This window comes from Parendozoicomonas verongulae, assembly GCF_009711465.1.
Lineage (GTDB): Bacteria > Pseudomonadota > Gammaproteobacteria > Pseudomonadales > Endozoicomonadaceae > Sansalvadorimonas > Sansalvadorimonas verongulae.
Window position 1 is genome coordinate 1 of sequence record NZ_SMME01000159.1, and the last position, 305, is coordinate 305.

The 305-nt window shown below is 57.7% G+C and carries 1 protein-coding gene; it reads right to left on the reverse strand.

What is annotated here, in order from left to right; translation table 11 throughout:
• Positions 1-305 (reverse strand): hypothetical protein (locus tag E1189_RS22090; RefSeq protein WP_196220808.1); only part of this gene is annotated, 305 nt, incomplete at both ends.

Genomic DNA, 305 nt, shown 5'->3' on the forward strand with positions numbered 1-305 from the left:
GTGACCTCGGAAATATCCAGCCTGTATTCTGTGTCGTCGAAACCATTGCCGCTGAAGTAGCGGGTGATATTGAAGTGTGCTGGTTCGGTGATCCCTTCACCAGATACCTCTCTGACCTGGGGGCTGGAATGTCTCACAGACGTACAGGATCTGTCAGTGACGGACCTGACAGCAGGGACTGGCCACACTCCTGCTGCTTGCCAGTCCATGTCCGTCTCGTCGTCCTCGTCCTGCTCCAGATTGGCCAGTGTCCAGCCTGCAGCCTGCAGGCCCATTCCGTACAGGGTTTGCAGACGAGCCGGCCA